General features: G+C 35.8%; 2 protein-coding genes. Both read left to right on the forward strand.

Going from position 1 to position 1,788, the window contains the following annotated elements:
* The coding region (locus ACFIL8_RS09785) for a hypothetical protein (RefSeq protein ID WP_375689607.1) at positions 1–490 on the forward strand (490 nt) is incomplete at its 5' end.
* Positions 491–1,024: 534 nt separating this feature from the next.
* A partial coding sequence (locus ACFIL8_RS09790; RefSeq protein WP_375689609.1) for a DUF1499 domain-containing protein occupies positions 1,025–1,788 on the forward strand: 764 nt, incomplete at its 3' end.

Genomic DNA, 1,788 nt, shown 5'->3' on the forward strand with positions numbered 1-1,788 from the left:
CGTTCATATTTGCGTTCTCTTTCTGATCCCCTATTGGGCACAGGATAATATATGGACAGCACTTAAAAAATCCGGAGCCCCTTATCAATTTGTTGCTTTTACTCCCGATAATTCTATTCAACAATCTGCTGATCCCCTCTTTCTTCTTAAAGTCTGCAGATTTAACCTTGAAAATGGACCTGTTCATTTAAAAGCTTTGAAAACACGACAATTTTGGTCACTAGCAGCCTACACACACAACGGAATTATTTTCTATAGCCTTAATGACCGAACAGCCCCTGATGCGACACTCGATCTTATCATTGGAAAACCAATACAAATCATAGAACTCAAAAAATCAAAACCTAAAAAAAATACCAATTCAGTTTTGGTTGCTAAAAATTTGAATGAAGGGTTTGTTATTTTACGTACTTTTGTCCCTTCTTCCCTTGCGAAAAAAGAAAGTGAAGCTTTCCTTTCATCTGCGACCTGCCGTATATTTTATGAATAAAAACCGACTAACCTCTCATTTGTACAACACCTTACTTTCTATACAAAATACATGAAGCCTATCAAAATGGTTATCTTTTTTCTCTATTAATTGAATATTCGAATTCAGATTTGTCTGATTGTAGATCCCTCAATTTTTTATTGAGGTAGAATGAAATCTCTATTGCACATCATCATATCCTATTTGATACGCATTATCTGACAGAAAAAACTCCCCGCAATCAGAAGAGAAAAATCAAGAGTAAAGCTCTAAAAAAATATGCTGCTAACAATTGTAAAACTTGTTATTTGAGTTTACTTCTTTTTATTTACAAACATTCCCATAAAGTTCGCATCAATGACATGATAAACTATAGAAGAAATACTGATTACCTTCAATGAAGTGCTAAAATAACCACTGGAAACTTATAAGACATTACGCATCCTTGACCTCAAAAATAAGTGCTTTATTTTTGTTTTATGAGCATAAGCTTTTTGTAAGATATGCACTCTGAAAAAACTTGGCTTATAGTTTACAATTGAGGGGAAAAACTTCATGAAGAAGAGATATGTTCGGTTAATTTCAAGAGCAGCAGTATGGTCCCCTCGATTTGGTGGTTTAGCCTTCTTTATTTTATTATTTTCGGTCATTTTACAACGTTTTTCCGTACTTAACGTAAGCGACTTCATAATCTTGATAGGAATCTCTACTTGCTGTGTGATTATTTCTCTTTTTCTCGCTCTTAAAGCACTTCATAGTTTGTGGGTCTATGGAGCCCTAGGGGGAATGAAAGCTTTAAAAGGGATCGTTTATTCACTCATAACTGCGACACCATTGATGCTCTTTTTTGGACTTTGGTTTACCTTACCGGCTCTTTACGATATTTCTACCGATACACAAAACCCGCCGGCTTTTTTTCGCACAATACGTCCCAGTGATGCTTTACCGCTCAAAAGTGTTTTGACTGAACAAACAGCAATACAGATCTCACAATGGACAGAAATGTCAGGGCGCCGTTATGATGGATCATCTGACCTTATTCGCGAATCCGTTCTCAATGTTTTAGCTGCGTATGATTGGCCTGTTGTGGCTCAAAAAAAGTTTAAAGGTGAAGAAGATACGCTTTATATTGAAACAATGGCCAAAACTTTTTACCTTGGCTTTATTTCAGATATTGTTATTCGTTTAACTGATGAAGGGGATACAACTTTTGTTGATATGCGTTCTGCTTCTCGTTATTTACCAAGAGATTTGGGGACAAATGCTGCTTTTATTATCGATTTTATGGATGCACTTGATACAGAAATCGCCTCACTTCC

Source organism: Bartonella sp. AP57NXGY (assembly GCF_042195805.1).
GTDB lineage: Bacteria > Pseudomonadota > Alphaproteobacteria > Rhizobiales > Rhizobiaceae > Bartonella.